Here is a 15,137-nt window from a genome sequence, read left to right as displayed (position 1 = left end):
CCCCACCTTTGTCAATCTAGAAAATCTGAAATATCGTTTTCATACTTTTTGTTTTTATAATTCGCTCGGTCGTCCCTGAAGACCTTTTCTTTCAACTGCTTCTTGGCTGCACGTTTCGCCCGGATTCGCTCGAGCTCACGTTGTCGGATCATCGGCAACTTGTCTCGCATGATTGCCAGACCATACCGCATCTCCCCGTATATGCTATCGAAACTCTTCTGAAGCTTCGCGTACTCGATGTTGCTTCTGACGTACTCATAAGCCGATTCGATGACATAGTACGGTGTGCCGCTCTTACTCTTCACTTGCTTGCGATCTCCACGACGATATCCGTTCCGAATATCCTGAATGTCCACATAGAAGCGCTGAGGGAAATCCTCGGGTCGGATACTATGGATAGCAATGATCGTCTTAACAAGAGCATCCAACTGTTCTTGTTCGATCAGCTTCTTCTCTTTATCTTCGAGATATTTATCCATGCAATCCTCGTGATAGTAGCTCCGCAAGACCTTGGGTTTCCCACTTTTAAGCAGTTGACCGGTCTCTTTTTCGATCACCATCGCTTCTTCTTTCGCGACTTCCTCTTTGCACCACTTACATTTCGGCATCTCAATGACCTCACTTTAAATATTTTGATTAGAGGATTCGTGCTGAACACTGTCTGCGGCCAAAATCAACGGCTCTATCAGCGCTGTGTATGTATAGGTCTAGCTTGTAACCTTTGATTGCCCCACCCGTATCTTCCGCGACGTAGATGCCGTTCACACTAGGATAGCTAGGACACGACAGTTCGACACGAGACCCCATCGGGATGACGTTTGGGTCGGTCGCAATCGTTCGCCCTTCTTGGACTTGCGTTCCTGTCGCTGTCGTCCCTGTCGACCAGCTCATGTCCGGTGCGTTGATACTGTAAGCGGATACGTTAAAGGTTTGCATTGTTGAACGAGTTGCCGATTGATTAGTTTCGGTCTTTTGTGACGTCTTCGCTTCTTGCTTTGGTGCGACGGCTGCCACCGACTTCTCTTCTTCTTTCTTTGCTCGTTCAAGCGTTTCAGCTTTGAGTCGATTTACTCGCTCTTGCTCTTTAATTCGTTGTTCAACAATGCCAATGTCTTTTTTAAGGACTTAACCTCTTCCTCAGACCGCCTATGCTTGTCTTTGGTTTGCTTGTATTGCTCCGAAAGGTCTGCCTTCTCTTGAATCTCGGCTTCGAGAGCGAGTTTTAGTTCAGACACCTCGAGCTCGGTGAGCGCCAGATCTGACTCTCGTTTGTCGAGTGTAGCCGTCAATGAGTCGTTTTTATGTACCACCGCGTCTATTTCTGAATTATACTTTTTGATTTCGTTAAAGTTATAGGTGAAACCTATCGATGCGATAACGAGTGTAACTCCGATCACCGTTCCTTTGATTTGTTTTTTCATGCGTTTCAGCTCCTAATATGAAAGGGAATGACCAAGTCATCCCCTTAAGTTTTCGACACCGTTCGACACGCTTGTCAGACAATATTTTTGGATTTCAACCATTTGCAAAATTGAAATCCGTTGTCACCTTTCGGTATGTAAACAGTCGCGCCAAACCTGGAAGGTCTCCGACGTACTCCATGTGTTCGACATACGTCTCGTACATCTCGTCATGTGTCATCTTTGAAATGATATCCAGGAGTTTGTCAATGTGGCCTTTTGAAGCCTTCTTGACGAACAAGTGTGTCACTTTTTCTTCGAGTGTGCTATCTGACAATACCATTCCAATGAAGTTCTCATGTTGTTTGTAGTGCCTGATCTGAGCTTTCGCTTCGACAGCGTCTCGTTGTAGGCTTTGGAACGGGCTTGTGCTGCGTAGGTTGGATGTTGAGAATGTATCGTTCAAGTGTTGAATCCCCCGTTTTCTTAATTATAAAAACATTTTGATTGCATACGTATTCTTATATCACCTATTTATAATACCTCTTAATTGGCAAATAATCTAGATAATTTAGGAATATTGTATGACTTTCTTTAGATATTTTTGGGTAAAAAGGTTTAGTTGAGGAAAATGACGGGTAAAAACTATAATTTATAGTGTTTTATAGCCATTTTTTCCTCAACACGAACGTTCGTTCTTATTTTCTTAACCTGATTATAACTCGTCGATGAACGATTGAATAGACTCTAATTCAGAAATCTGGTCAATCTCAGCAAACTTGCTCGATCCGATCTCCTCGACCATGAAGCTTCGAAGAGATTTTTTCTGATCAGCAGTCAGTCCTTTGACCGACGCTTGGAGTTCGGCGCGCAACGTCTTGACGTCTTTTACTTCAACCTCACTTGCGTCGCTGTCGTCCTGCTGGTCTTGTGTGTCGGACGCTGTCGTCGGAAGAGCGGACTCTTCAACTTCTTCTGTCTCGTTGTCAGAACCGATGCCTTTGTTGGCGTTCTCGACCGCATCTTTAACTGTGTCGAGGAAGTTTTTTGCCCCGTAAGGCACTTTCGCCTTGATTTTGTCGAAACGAGATCCGGCTTCAAACATCGACTCGTCGCGGAAATACATGAACCGCTTGACCTCTTTGTTCTTGCCTTTTTCACGCTCGGGAGAAAGATAAACGATGAAGTCTGAAATGTTCTTAACGACATCCAATACCTTGCCATCTAAAGATAGCGTCGTCGTATCGTAAGAAGCGCCGACTTTAGGCTCGATTTTCTTCTCTTTTCCGTGTGTGATGATCAAAATCCCGTAAAACTTGGCGAGACGTTCGATCGCCTCTTGGATTTCGACACGCAACGCTTCTCCGCCTCGACCCCAAGGGATGTCTTTGATTGTGCGGTAGCGCTTCTGGTCGGCCTTGCTCTCGCGTCGGACGACGTACTTCGACGCCATGCTGCTCATCCCGTCCGCTGTGTCTAACACAAGAAGCTTGTACGGCATGTCTTCCTTCTCGTCAATCAGTTCTTCTGATAACTCGAGGAAGTGCGACCAATCTTTGATCGAGACGGCCATCGCACCCGTGAGAGCTTTGAACCCGTCCTCGAAACCAAGGATCAACGTCTCTTGTGTCGAACCGAAGTGCTCTTTTCCAAGATTGAACGCCAATGTCGTCTTACCGACCTTTGGCGGCCCGTAGATCGTCGTAATATAGTCTTCCAAGTGCGCTTTCGGTACGATCGGTTGCAAGTCTTTTAAGCTCATGTAATCACCATTTTCTTTAAAATGAAAATGTTGATGTGTCCTCTGTCGATAAACGCTTTCCGGCGTTTTTTATGTATTACTTTTTTAATTCGATTTCTTCTTAGAAATCGTCGTCATCATCGTCACCGAAATCGATCGCATCGCTGCTGTCAAAATCGTCTGGCTCGAAGTCCGACTCTTTGTATTTCTCTTTGTTCTCTTTCCAGTAAGCCGTATCGAAACCGACGACCTCATATACACGACGGTATGATGTGACGGCTGTACCGAATCCTGCTACCGTCTCTCCGCCCCAATCATCTTCTTCGTCGAGCTCGACCTCTTCAACGATCGCCTCGTTGCGAACGTAACCCATGAGCACGACTTCGTCGTATGCTTTTACTTTTTTCAATAGACCGTTGGCGAGTTTTTTGCTCGAGTCTGTCTTGGCCGGAACCACATATGTAAAGTCTGTAAATTTACCTTCTTTATCTTGGATGATGCGAAGGTCTACATGAACTTCAGTCTCTTTCGTTTCTTCGTTCTTCACTTTCTCAGCGCCAAGGAAGACACCCTTTTGTTTGAACGTAGCCATCTCTTCGTATCCTTCGTCTCCGAACGACTTGTCTTCTTTAGAGGCGTAGATCTTGTCGATCTCGATGTTCATCGTCGTGCGTGTCTCACCGTTGCTCTCGTAAGAGTTAGGAGATGTCGACCCCTGGATGAACACCCAATCGCCGTTTTTGAAACTCTCATACACCTTGTCGATTGCTTCGTATGAAGTCAGGATCGTGATTTCTTCTTGACCTTCTGCCTTGATGTGCGTACCGATCAACTGAGCGCCCTCTGAAGGTGCTTCGTAACGGTCTGCCCAATCCACGGATACGATCTTGCTCTTCTCACCTTTTGGTGACTTCTCTGAGTAATATACTTTGTCGTTCTTATAACCGAAGATTTGAACAGGAACTTCGTTCACCTCACTGGTCTTCAGTGCAAAGCTGATCTTTTTGCAGCGCTCGTTGTCGAAATCGTCCTTTACCGAACGTTCGTTCATTCGCGTGATCTGCCCTTTAAGTTTTACTAATCCTCGAGTTGGTTGAAATGCCACCATCACTCACTCCTTCGTGTTATGTATTGTTCTTACATTCTCTATACTATACTTTTTGATTTAGTACGTCAAGCATCTGGCTTAAAATAAATTAAAAAGAGAGGATTGCTCCCCTCTTACGAAATAATCTTCCCTTTTTCCACATATAACTCTTCGATATTCTCAACGTTCACGATCTTCTTGATATCTACCGGGAGATCTTGATAGACGTTCTTGACGTGGCGAGCCACCTCTTTCATATGATCGTCCGTCAGTTTCTTGATTGCTATCTGCTTTTCTTCTATATAACGAGCCCCATACCAGATCGCACCGCTCTTATAAATGTTGTTGAATTTCAAGTAATATTTATCGATCGTCTCGAATGATTGAAACGCCTTGATGTTATTAAATCGTTTGTATAGCGTCGGCGTCGTAATCGGAGCATCCTTGATCATACGTCCAATATGCGACTTCTTCATAATGTATCCCGAATCTTCTAACTCGTATTCTGTGTTTGCGCGCATGAAGTTCTCGCTGACGTCTTCGCCATTATTTAATATATATACTTTCTGTTCATATGCTTTTACGGCCATATCAATAAATCGCTCTGTCACTCGGATTGTCCGGTTCTTGTTGTAATCAGCTATATTGATTGAGACTAAATTTTGATGGATATCGATATCGCTCATCTTTAGGTTGCGTAGCTCGGTCATCTCAGCCCCCAAAACCCCTTCGAAGATCGCCCGGAAGATAAATGCGTCCTGCGGATTCATACAGCTATCTTCTAATAATTGTAATTCTGCTTCTGACACATAGAATTTCGGATTACTAGGAAGAAAACTATTCGCCATATCTGTCAATTTGCCTACCTGGTGAACGATATTTGAACTCTTTTCGCCGTCTTGTGCCGCGTGAGTCAGGTATCGCTTGATCATTGCGATGATTTTGGCGGCAGCAGAAGAGGTCGACGGGTGCATCCCCGACACGACATCCTCGATATCACGACGAGAGAAGTCGTACATATCACGACCAAGGCTTTCTTCTTTTTCTTTTACGTTGATAAATAATCGATAGTAAAAATTAAAATCCTGTGTTTTGGTTTTATGTTTGTCTAAGAAATCTAATTTATATTCTGCATTATAAAATAGGTCATCATCTAATAATTTTTGCTTATTGGTTTCAAAATTCTCTAAGTTTGTCATAATAATTGTCCTTTTTCTGTTGTGGCTAATAAGAAATCTAAATCGACACGTTTTATATCTTTATCAATCTTTTTATATTTATTTAACAATCGATCTATCCCGTCGACCGTAGCAAACAATGTTTCATGTGGATCAGGTTTCTCTGATAGGTATAGGAAAATCAATTCATCGAACAACGGGACAAGTGTCTCCACCACACCCATCGCTTCTCGTTTCATCTTGACGTTATACTGTTTCTGAATGGCATTCTTTAGACGGTCGAACGTAGTGATCTCTCCGTTGTCGAAGATTGGGCGTCGCTGATACCCCACACGCCCCTTCAGGTCGCTGTTGTTGATGAGCTCGTTGACGATGTATGCGTAGTGGTCTTTGGCTCTCAGTTGCTCGACATACGCCTTAGGCATGACGTTAAACGTGTTCGTTTGACCGACATAGCGCTTCGCTTTTTGGATATCAAAGTTTTTAAAGGCGACAGGGAAGTTTAAGTCGAATTCTGGATTCGCTTCGACCGCTTGCTGCATGGCAGACAGACGATGGAATCCGTCCAAGATGTCGAGCTGAGTCCCTTCGTTGACGACAATACTGTTTCCTTTAGAGGAAAACTCTTCTCTTTCGTCATTAGAACCTAACAACATATTAAATGTCAGCATATCGGGGAGATATTCTCCGTTCAACATCAGTTGCGCGATCTCGATGACCGACTTTTGGTTGACGTTGATCGCTCTCACGATTCTTCCGTTCGTGTCCACCATGCTCTTCGCGTCGCGCTGTGAGTCGAAGTTGTAGGTGACAATGCTGCTATCCAACATCTTGACGAGCTGTTTGGCCGACATGATGGCGATATACTCGTCGTACTGGACGCTTAATGCGTTGTTCACTGTCAAAGGAAGTTTGATATACTCAGGACGATTGTTGCGGGTATAATATTGCGCCGCCTTGATCTCTCCTGGCTTGAAATAGCGTTGCGGATTGATGATCTCGAAGTCGGGAAAGCGGCCGTACACAATCCGCGCAAACAACACGAGCTCGGTGGCAGGAATATCTTTGAAATCTGTTCTTTTATTCATAATATCTGTAATATCTTTAGAAAATATTTCATGTTTTTTCAAATTCTTTTGTAAATCATTAAATAAATCATGATCATAACGGTTTTCGTACAGAAAATCTTGCAATACTTCTGCTAAACGTTGCGGGGTTAGATCTTCGTTCACCATCGTCTCCACCTCTTAATTGTATTATTTTTTTGATTTAGGAATAATTTGTATAAACTATCTGATAAAAACTTACACAAAACCTGTACACTTTAGCAAACTTAAAAACTTGGGAAATGAAAAAATCGTTGGGACAGACATACTTTTTTACCCATAGGGGTATAAAGTTAATGTATTAATACATTATAGTATTATTATACTACGTTCTATAACTCTACTCTATCACAGAATATATAAGAAATGTGAGCATATTAAAAAAATAATGTTTCAAATTATGTTCCCGTGGAACATATAAATTAAACAACCGCTACTTTTTGATTTAGAAAGCGAGGTAACACCATGAAGATGAACCTAGTTAACTATCAAAATCGCATCTATTGTTTTGTAGACGAAGACCTCCGCTTTAGAACTTGCTTGTTCAAAAAGGAGAAATTGAGCGAATGGTTAGACGATCATGGCATTGAGCAGGGGTATATGACCCCTCGCACATGGGCTAAGTTCATAAAGGAGATGGGTTACGACACGCTCTATCCTCAGATACCTAAATCCTATGTAAGAGAGGACGTTGTGATCGATCTGAACGCCCCTTCTCGAGACTTCGAGATCATGTCTGCTAGTGAGGCCGCCAAATTTACAGACAATTCCCCGTCTCAGTTCAATCGCTTGGTTGATTCGGAAAAATTCCCGGCATACGAGTTTTACGATACGAAGCGCAGGTATTGGCGAAAGGAAACGGTCGAGCACTATCAAGATGGATATAGAAAATCAAACATCATCGATATCATGCAGATGATGACGAGCGAGCAGTATGACGCCGTACTAAGCAAGGTCGAAAGCTTGGAAAAAATCTATATTTCTACTAATTCACAAAACATTTACCTGAAATCGGAAAAAGGGTTTGAAAAAATCCTATAATTCGAGTATTTTGGGGTTGATTTGGGGTTCATAAGATGTTATATTTAGGTCAGAAGTAATCAATTACAAAAGTATTTAAAAAATATTTGAAAAGGAAGTGAGAACAATGTTGATGACAACCGACACCCTATACGCAGCCAAGTACATCAAAGAGCAGTTTGGACAACAAGACGTGAACGGCCTGACAGAGAAAGAAGTTATGAGTTTAGTTGAATCCATTCGTTCTCTCGATGTCGTCGTAGAAGCCGTTGCCAGCAATCAAGAGTTTGACCTGTACGCAGTTGACCGCCTTCTCACGATCACCGAGTGGGTACGGACGCAAGTGAATATGAAAAAAGTCTCTCCGAACGACCACAATGAATTCAAAAAGAAGGCCAAGTTGTTCTCTAACTTCGTGAACCGGTTGATCGAATATCGGATTAAGAAATACAACGAGATGACGAGCCTGGATCGCTTCATTAACGGATACGGACAGTAAATCATACATCGTTATACATCAGACCTCGCTCAATTCGGCGGGGTTTTTTATATGAGTTTCTGTTATACGGTTTTTGTACAAGAGACTGTAAAACCCTTATAAAAATATTTTTGTAATTAGCTTGCGTATGATGTACGCTTGTGTTACTATTTAGTTACAAACCACTCAAGGAGGCGTCAATTATGACCCATAAAACAGTTCTTTTAACGACCACTGAAGTTGCAGATTATCTAGAGATCTCGCGGAGCACCATCTCGAACCGTGTCACACAAAATAATATGCCGGAGCCCGACGCATATACGTATAAAGGCCGCCCACTCTGGAAGACGACAACTATCGATTGTCTGAAGGATCAAATTACACCGCGCAAAACTCACAAATAACAGGGTTTATATAAGACTTTGCTGTTATACGGTTTTTGGACAAACGTCTGCATCGCCCTTATTAGGTTGACGACGCCGACACGAGGAGCGGAGCTCTGCGAGCTCGCGGCGGATCGCGTCGCCAGCGAAGGCCGGACGGATCGAACGCCAGGAAGAAAGATAGATCGCTAGGCCGATCAACGGCCGATCATGCAGCAGGACGGACTACCCTATCACGATCTATTAGATCGCTCGCTAGCGCTCGTTATGTTTTGGCCGTATTAAAAAGATAGATCGTATTTAAACACGGCCAAACCATCCAAACGGATCAATCACGTCCGTATATAATCCGAATGGCCGATTTAGCACCGTATATTTTAAACGCTATTTAATAGAAGAAACCCGTCATAACGAAATAAAAAAGAATTAATTTTAAAAAACACTTGCGTACAATGTACGCTTATTGTATATTATTAATAGATCGACAAACACACGAGCACAACGCTTGTAAGGGAGGATTTTAAATGAATCGCAAATATAGTGTTTATAGTAACGTGTCAAATGCCAAATCTTTAAATATCGTCGATAGTGTAGTCTTGCAGAACGAGCTCGACAAACGAGCGGTGTCTATGAATATGCTTAATTATCGTTACGAACACATTTATATTGCAACGGCCTTAAATAGTGACGATTCAAAAGTTTTTGCACATTTTGAATATCTTTACACTGTCGATCATAAAACGGAAAGCGAGGCCGCATCATGAAAAAGCTACTCGCACTATTCAAGCGTAAACGTGTAACAAACCAGGTTGACGATTACAACCAAATGGCCGTACAAAAACTAAACAAGCGTTTAGGCTTGTAATTGGAGGTATGAGACATGGAAAAGAGAGACAACGTAAACTATTTGATCTTGTCCGGTATGGCCGTTGCAGGTTTTGCAATCATCGTCATCCAGTGGATCGTACAAGGGTTTATCATCATCTAAATAAAAAAATAAAAACTTTTATTTAAAGTCTTGCGTACAATGTACGCTTATGTTAAACTAAAGGTAGTTAAGAAACAGCAAGTAAAAACATCATTTTAACGGAGGTAAAACATCATGCTAGTTTACTTTTCAAACCGCGAACAGTATAGCGAATGGATCAACGGCCGAAAGATTGACGTAAGTATCGCACCATCGGCCGATACGTTTAAAAGTATCATTGTTTCGCCGCTTGAAATTGAGTCATATAACGGGAACGAAAACACTGTTACTGTAATCAAAAAATACTAATCATAAGGGAGCTAACCAAAATGAACATCACTGACAAAACACAAAAAGAACTTTACTCACTCGCGAAAGAATTGAACATTGCAGGTAGATCGAGAATGAATAAAAGCGAGCTTTTAACGGCCATTGAAACGGTTAGGGAAACGGCTCGCACGACAACGGCAAGCAATACCGATCATGAAAAGGCCGAAGCGTTTAAAACGTTCTCGCTGCTCACTGATTCGCATAACAGCAACGAGCGCACCGTTATTAAACAGATTGACGGTAAAACACGATACTTTTCATTGAGTGCCGAAAGCTATGTGTATGCAGGGTTAGAAACGCGCTACCATGTAAAGGTAACAGAACGAGAGTTTAAGAGCGAAGCGCCAAAAGGCCGGAAAGCATGGACGTTAGAAACCTTGTTCGGCCAAAACGAAGAAGAATTAAAAGCGCTGCTATTAAACGAAATTCACGACTACATGGCCGAAACTAAAGCAGAAGACGGCCGGCCATACATTGAAATTGATCGACGCTTAGAAGAGGTTGAGACACTAACAGAATCAATCGGAGAGTGTCAAACGTGCGAACTCATTTATGAATCTAAATACAAAAAAGTATGGCGGTCACGTATGACAAAAGAAGATGGCGACGACATGGACAACGCTATCACAATCGAATACAACAATATGAATACGTATCGATGGGAAACGGTTGATCGTTATGAAGCGAAACAGAACAAGCAAAAAACCGGATCGCAAAATATGAAAATTTTCTTTTAAATAAAAAAATATAGGAGGTTTCAAAAATGAACGCTTATAAGCAAATGAAGGATAGACACCAAAAACAATTAAATGACTTTCCTATCATGTTCGCATTTTCAAACAAACAGTTTGACGAAGGTATGAAAAAGTTAGAACTTGAAAAAGATCAAACTAACATGGTTTTGGATATTGGCAATGGAGGATTTATTAAAAAAGATAGCTTAATGGATTTTGATAATATGTTCGAGCGACAGGAACAAGAATTAAAGGCAGCTATTGAATCCGATCAAACCGGAGAGGGTTTCATTTTAGAGATGTTTCGCTATGAACTAGGAAATCATGAATACAGTTATACTTACGATTTAAGCGACACGTTGCAAGCGCTAGACTTATCAATGACAAGCGTTAACGAGCGGCCGAATCTTAAAAAGGGTTTGGAGCTCGCTATTAAATCAGTGTTAGAAGAAGAGTATTAAAAGAGAGAAGGTAAACAAATGAACAACGTTACATTACTAAACAAGGTTAAAGAGCTTGATTTTAAAACGTTAACGTCTCGCGAAGAAAGTATTAGAGTTATGACTCAAATTGCAATCATTAGGAAGGCTTTCGGTGTTAGGGACTATGAAAGCGACGCGCCAGCGGAAAATTATGAACGCGAAATCGTTTTAACGGACGATCAAATTAAAGAAGAGTTTAACGGCTATATGCAGTTTAAAGAGACGTTTGAAAAATACGGAGACATTGGAAACGCTAAATATTATGAATCGCGGCTGCATTACTTTATAGAGGCCGTTGAGTTTTTCAAACCGGAACTAGCGAGCGAATTAAAAGAAACGTTAGCAAAAAGAAAGGATATGTGAACATGAGAACTAGAAAAATTGACCGTGTAGCCGATGAAATTTTTAACGGCTATACGGATCTAAAAAACAAGAACACTAATCTTTCTTACAATTCAGATAAAGTCGTTAAAAAGTTTATTATGGATCGCTTGCAGTATCACGGCCGAAACGGGATATTGTTTCACGCTTCAGAATTTTACAAAGAAGTCTTATATCAAACTTGCTGGAATGATAAAAGCCTTTTGATCGGATATGTTTTTAGAAGTAATTGTTTCAGAAAATGACCGCTAAAATAAATATTTTAAAGGGAGCGAATAAAGATGGATGAAAAGGTAATTGAAAAAGATTGTATCAACCGTTTGTGCAGTAGATGTGACAGTCAAGTATATAAAAGTGATTTAGAGGATTATTCATATCAGTGTTTTGAGTGTGACGAAGATTTATATTTTATCGAAACTTACGTTTTGGACGAAGAGGATCTAAAAAAATGAGACAGATTACACTGTATGAAATTGACGAGCTACACGGACGTTTTAGAAAACGTGCAATCAATCAAGCGAGAGACAAGTATTTAAAACACCTAAACGATCGGCAGGGTTGGGACGTTGAGCGAGCGATTAAAGCGTTTTGTAAAACCTTTAAAACGGACATCTTACAGTATGACGTTAAACCATGTTACCAACCGCATATCGTTTTAGATACGTATTATTTTAGCCGTCTCGACAACGAAGATAAAAACGATCTAGTCGATACGATTAATCGCAACAAAGAAGATGATTTTAAGTGCTTAATAGCGTGGGACACGTTCGGAGATCACTATCTAGCTGCTTACTTTGCCAAAAAGAGCGGAACGACTTACAACGAGCTCGAAAGCGATATTCAAAAGGCGGTTCGTTTCGCGGTTAAAAGTCATCTAAATAACATTTTTGAAGAATCCCGGAACGATGAAAAAGTTTTAGAATATGCTCACTTAACTATGATGGGTTTTAACGCGCATGGATCGCTCGAAAAGTTTTAAACAAAAAATCAAAACGAAAAGGATGATTAAAATGAGAAGAATGACATTTACAGAGTTTAAAAAAGCAAAAATTAAAGAAACGTCTAAAGAATATGCTTTATATCCTTACGATATGCACGAAACACAAAGAGCAAGCGTTATCCTTGTGTCTAACAAAGTTGATGAAGTAACAGCCGTATATTATGGACGAAATAAAAAAGAATTTTGTTTTGTTGTACCGACACTTAATCACATCGAACAAAACGAAACGATTTTAAACAAATATGCAACGACAACTTATTACACGTTACGTCCAGCCGATGACCGTTACAAGTCAGTAAGAAAATACGAAGGCTTTAAACGTGATCGCGAAGTGTCGCCAGCTGCAATCGAGGACTTTAAAGAAATGACGGAAAACAAGAGCGAAATCGAGCGGCTAAATAAATACGCCACTGAAAAAATCAATAAAATGTATCCTAATTTATCGAACGATGAAAAATTATCAATCGCTAAACAGTGGGACGAAGTAAAAGAAATAAGTCGTTTGAGTTTTGTTAATCGTAAGTTGTTAGGCGAGTATATTCGAGAACACGGTTTTAATCCATATGATTATAAGCTAGTACAAAAAAGTGAAGCGTCAACGGCCTTACAAACTGTATAATAATCACATCAAACAAAGGGAGCTGGATAAGATGTACAAACAAATCGGTCAATATGATTTCGCGAGAATCTTTTTTAACGGGGACGAAAACAAGGCAGATGATCATATTTTTAACAAGCGCCAGCAAGCGCACAAAAAGATCACGCTTGAAAATTTACAAGGCCATTTAAACGAGGCTGATAAAGAATTAAAAGTTGAGTTTTCGGACGAAATCAACGGTTTTAAATATGAATATGAAGAAGTTTACGGGCTAGGCCGTTACTTTAATCATTTTTATTATGAATACACAACAAACGTAGAAAATCACACGGAAAAAGAATTACAAGCTGCATTAGAAAAAATTTATAACGGCCATTACATTGATGACGGTGGATCATATGAGGAAATTATTTTGATTCGCGAGGATTTAGAAAATATGATTTATTTTACACAAGACGGTGAAAACAATTAATCCAGGCCGATAAATCGGCCATGTACTGAAATCAAAAAACAGAAAAGGAATGATTAAAAATGAGACTAACAGCGGACGAATCAAGAAAAATTTTGGAACTTGCAAGCGAAAAACAATTGGATATGGAAGTTTTTGAAGGGACGTTGAATGATAGCTATATCATTTATAACAACAAGGCATTGCAGGTAGACGGCCAAACACCAAACTATATTATTATGCTCGATAAATATATCAACGTATGGCAAAGCGAGCATGAACTAATTTTGACGGATAGTGATCAGAAGTTTGATGAAGTCTATCAAGAATTATCACGGCTCGAAATGACTGTTTAAAAAATCATTACCCTGTAAGGGATTTTAAAAGCAATTTATCCGTTAAAACAATTATTTTAACACTCAAAAACAAGGGAGCTGCTACACATGGAAACTGCAAAAAGAATCAGTCTTACACAATGGAACACAATTTTAAATAATCTAGAAGAACAAAATGAAGAGGTTGAAATTGTATGGTTGGATAGCGGTGACGAATGGTGTTTATGTAACGATTGCGAATTGTTTGAAGATGGATTTAAAGACGAAGACGAAGCAAGCCACCGTTTATACATGGTAACAAACGCAACTGCTAAAGGTATTTATTACTACGATCCACAAGACGGACGCGAAAACGCACCGCTCGACACGTTTAAGCTAGTAGACGTTTACGACAATGGCACGTTATTAATCTTCAATGTTTTGGACGGCCACAACGAAGTTAAAAAAGAATACGTTGAGACGTGCCAGGCAATCACAAAAGAGCGTTACGAAGAAATTAATAAATCATGGTTTAGATGACGTTGTAAGCTGCTAATAAATTAAAAAATCATAATCAAAAAGGGAGAAATCAAAATGAAAACAATGACACTTTTGAAACAAATCGCTCGCTATCAAGAATTAGATATGAGAAAACACAATGTATACAATGAAGAAAGAAGAGTTATTGAAAACAAGGTTGATCGACTTAAAAAGACAATCAAAAAGGCCGTAACAGAATTGTTTCCCGAGCTCACTGAAAAGGTAAAGGGTAAAAATGCAAGATATGAAAATGATTTTTATATCCATACAGCGGCCGAAATGTTAGGCAATCACAAGGACGGTATTGTATTTATACGCAATAGTGGTGTAGATTACTTTTATAAAAAAAGTGTCAATCAACGTACCATGTTTGATTACTATATGGCACAAATCCGTTACGATCACAAAGAGAAGCGCGATATGTTCGGCCGTCTCGAAAGCGCTGCTAAAGCAACAAACCGCACACGACAAAGCGATTCGATTCATATGTATAAGCTCGAAAACGGTGTACCTGTAAAGCGTTTAAGCATGGATAAGGCAATAGAGATGTTTGAAGAATTGCCAACGGTTGAGGAACTTGAAAAGAAGTTGAATAAAAATAAAGAGCTCGTAACGGCTTGAAAGAAAGGGTTTGAATGTATGTATACGATGAGAGACGTTAACAATTTTAAACTAAAAGATGAGGATTGCTATTACTTGCAAACTTATAACAGATGGTTAGACAAACAAGATCAAGAGACGTTAGACGAGTTATTTTATATAGCGTGTAACATCTATCCCGAGCTCGCGCGATGTTTACCCGCTAACATGGTAACAAAGTATGATATAGTGCCGGCCGTTGCGGAGATCCAAAAAGGCCATGTGAGAGCGCTAGAAAGTGATGGAGATCGGTTGACGTGTACGGGATCACCTGTAAACCTGCATAATGAGAGTAAGAGCTACATTGTTAA

At 40.4% G+C, this 15,137-nt stretch carries 21 protein-coding genes; 13 read left to right on the top strand and 8 right to left on the bottom strand.

What is annotated here, in order from left to right; translation table 11 throughout:
- Nucleotides 1-11: 11 nt before the first annotated feature.
- From EVJ32_RS04740 to EVJ32_RS04705, 8 genes are all read right to left on the bottom strand, one after another.
- A complete protein-coding gene (locus tag EVJ32_RS04740; RefSeq protein WP_131457051.1) occupies nt 12-608 on the bottom strand; it encodes a hypothetical protein in 597 nt (198 codons plus the stop codon).
- Between the two features lie 28 nt (nt 609-636).
- Nucleotides 637-1,014: a 3D domain-containing protein gene (locus EVJ32_RS04735; RefSeq protein WP_236639479.1), complete on the bottom strand. Its 378-nt coding sequence runs from the start codon at nt 1,012-1,014 to the stop codon at nt 637-639.
- A 53-nt stretch (nt 1,015-1,067) separates the two neighbouring features.
- Nucleotides 1,068-1,421: a hypothetical protein gene (locus EVJ32_RS04730; protein WP_131457049.1), complete on the bottom strand. Its 354-nt coding sequence runs from the start codon at nt 1,419-1,421 to the stop codon at nt 1,068-1,070.
- Between the two features lie 94 nt (nt 1,422-1,515).
- Nucleotides 1,516-1,866 carry a hypothetical protein gene (locus tag EVJ32_RS04725; RefSeq protein WP_131457047.1) on the bottom strand — a complete coding sequence of 117 codons (351 nt, stop codon included), beginning with the start codon at nt 1,864-1,866 and terminating at the stop codon, nt 1,516-1,518.
- A 249-nt stretch (nt 1,867-2,115) separates the two neighbouring features.
- Nucleotides 2,116-3,162, bottom strand: coding sequence for an ATP-binding protein (locus tag EVJ32_RS04720; protein ID WP_131457045.1), 1,047 nt, complete (start codon nt 3,160-3,162; stop codon nt 2,116-2,118).
- A 100-nt stretch (nt 3,163-3,262) separates the two neighbouring features.
- Nucleotides 3,263-4,246 carry a single stranded DNA-binding domain-containing protein gene (locus tag EVJ32_RS04715; RefSeq protein ID WP_131457043.1) on the bottom strand — a complete coding sequence of 328 codons (984 nt, stop codon included), beginning with the start codon at nt 4,244-4,246 and terminating at the stop codon, nt 3,263-3,265.
- A 116-nt stretch (nt 4,247-4,362) separates the two neighbouring features.
- Nucleotides 4,363-5,427, bottom strand: coding sequence for a phage lytic cycle repressor MrpR family protein (locus tag EVJ32_RS04710; RefSeq protein ID WP_131457041.1), 1,065 nt, complete (start codon nt 5,425-5,427; stop codon nt 4,363-4,365).
- Entirely contained in the window at nt 5,424-6,641 is a 1,218-nt protein-coding gene (locus EVJ32_RS04705; RefSeq protein ID WP_131457039.1) for a DNA sulfur modification protein DndB, read from the bottom strand. Before EVJ32_RS04705 ends, EVJ32_RS04710 begins: the two co-directional genes overlap by 4 nt.
- 336 nt (nt 6,642-6,977) lie before the next feature.
- Here EVJ32_RS04705 and EVJ32_RS04700 point away from each other — a divergent pair, with 336 nt between their 5' ends.
- The 13 genes from EVJ32_RS04700 to EVJ32_RS04645 all read left to right on the top strand — a co-directional run bounded on the left by EVJ32_RS04700 (nt 6,978) and on the right by EVJ32_RS04645 (nt 14,808).
- Entirely contained in the window at nt 6,978-7,553 is a 576-nt protein-coding gene (locus EVJ32_RS04700) for a hypothetical protein (protein ID WP_131457037.1), read from the top strand.
- 106 nt (nt 7,554-7,659) lie between these two features.
- Nucleotides 7,660-8,031, top strand: coding sequence for a hypothetical protein (locus tag EVJ32_RS04695; RefSeq protein ID WP_131457035.1), 372 nt, complete (start codon nt 7,660-7,662; stop codon nt 8,029-8,031).
- A gap of 886 nt (nt 8,032-8,917) precedes the next feature.
- A complete protein-coding gene (locus tag EVJ32_RS04690) occupies nt 8,918-9,157 on the top strand; it encodes a hypothetical protein (protein WP_131457033.1) in 240 nt (79 codons plus the stop codon).
- Between the two features lie 532 nt (nt 9,158-9,689).
- Complete coding sequence (locus tag EVJ32_RS04685) at nt 9,690-10,427, top strand: Rho termination factor N-terminal domain-containing protein (protein WP_131457031.1); 738 nt, start codon at nt 9,690-9,692, stop codon at nt 10,425-10,427.
- 26 nt (nt 10,428-10,453) lie between these two features.
- Entirely contained in the window at nt 10,454-10,885 is a 432-nt protein-coding gene (locus tag EVJ32_RS04680) for a DUF7659 family protein (protein WP_131457029.1), read from the top strand.
- An 18-nt stretch (nt 10,886-10,903) separates the two neighbouring features.
- On the top strand, nt 10,904-11,269 hold the full coding sequence (locus tag EVJ32_RS04675; RefSeq protein WP_131457027.1) for a hypothetical protein: 366 nt from the start codon (nt 10,904-10,906) through the stop codon (nt 11,267-11,269).
- A 299-nt stretch (nt 11,270-11,568) separates the two neighbouring features.
- Entirely contained in the window at nt 11,569-11,739 is a 171-nt protein-coding gene (locus tag EVJ32_RS16175; protein WP_161568773.1) for a hypothetical protein, read from the top strand.
- Nucleotides 11,736-12,266, top strand: coding sequence for a hypothetical protein (locus EVJ32_RS04670; protein WP_131457025.1), 531 nt, complete (start codon nt 11,736-11,738; stop codon nt 12,264-12,266). The genes EVJ32_RS16175 and EVJ32_RS04670 overlap by 4 nt, the downstream gene beginning before the upstream one ends.
- A gap of 31 nt (nt 12,267-12,297) precedes the next feature.
- Nucleotides 12,298-12,906, top strand: coding sequence for a hypothetical protein (locus EVJ32_RS04665; protein ID WP_131457023.1), 609 nt, complete (start codon nt 12,298-12,300; stop codon nt 12,904-12,906).
- A gap of 31 nt (nt 12,907-12,937) precedes the next feature.
- On the top strand, nt 12,938-13,357 hold the full coding sequence (locus EVJ32_RS04660; protein ID WP_131457021.1) for a hypothetical protein: 420 nt from the start codon (nt 12,938-12,940) through the stop codon (nt 13,355-13,357).
- Between the two features lie 59 nt (nt 13,358-13,416).
- The gene (locus EVJ32_RS04655) at nt 13,417-13,689 is read left to right on the top strand and encodes a hypothetical protein (protein WP_131457019.1); all 273 of its coding nucleotides are present in this window, start codon (nt 13,417-13,419) and stop codon (nt 13,687-13,689) included.
- A gap of 87 nt (nt 13,690-13,776) precedes the next feature.
- The gene (locus EVJ32_RS04650; protein WP_131457017.1) at nt 13,777-14,187 is read left to right on the top strand and encodes a hypothetical protein; all 411 of its coding nucleotides are present in this window, start codon (nt 13,777-13,779) and stop codon (nt 14,185-14,187) included.
- 54 nt (nt 14,188-14,241) lie between these two features.
- Nucleotides 14,242-14,808 (top strand): hypothetical protein, encoded by a 567-nt coding sequence (locus EVJ32_RS04645; protein WP_131457015.1) that lies wholly within the window; start codon nt 14,242-14,244, stop codon nt 14,806-14,808.
- The last annotated feature ends 329 nt before the right edge of the window (nt 14,809-15,137 follow it).

Origin of the sequence: Exiguobacterium sp. SH5S4 (assembly GCF_004337045.1) — a bacterium.
GTDB classification, from domain to species: domain Bacteria; phylum Bacillota; class Bacilli; order Exiguobacteriales; family Exiguobacteriaceae; genus Exiguobacterium; species Exiguobacterium aurantiacum_A.
This window is presented reverse-complemented; position numbering and strand designations above follow the sequence as displayed.